The organism is Prevotellamassilia timonensis (genome assembly GCF_021531665.1).
In the GTDB taxonomy this organism is placed as follows: domain Bacteria; phylum Bacteroidota; class Bacteroidia; order Bacteroidales; family Bacteroidaceae; genus Alloprevotella.
The window spans coordinates 1-328 of record NZ_JADYUH010000183.1 but is presented as its reverse complement, the minus strand read 5'-3'; the positions used below and the strand labels follow the sequence as shown (position 1 = coordinate 328).

General features: G+C 45.4%; 1 protein-coding gene. It reads left to right on the top strand.

The genetic code is table 11. From position 1 onward, the window contains the following. Positions 1–45: 45 nt before the first annotated feature. On the top strand, positions 46–328 hold a 283-nt coding region (locus I6E40_RS10790; protein WP_235387289.1), incomplete at its 3' end, for a transposase.

Sequence of the window (328 nt, the reverse complement as noted above, 5' to 3'; positions counted from 1 at the left end):
AAGAAGACTCAGGAAAGGAAGGTGTTCTTCTCTACTGAAACTTCAATGTCTGCCAAGGACATCATGGACATCTACCGAAGCCGATTCCAGATTGAGTATCTTTACCGCGATGCAAAGCAGTTTACTGGACTCACCCATTGCCAATCACGGAAGAGGGAATCACTGGACTTTGCGTTCAATATGTCACTCTCTTCTATCAACGTGGCGAGGTTTTTTTCCCGGAGCTGCGGCATGCATCTTTCTGTCTCTAATGTAAAGACGCTGATTCATAATGCGGATATGATACAGAGATTTATTCGCATGTCTGGAAAGCGCCCACACAGGCTAT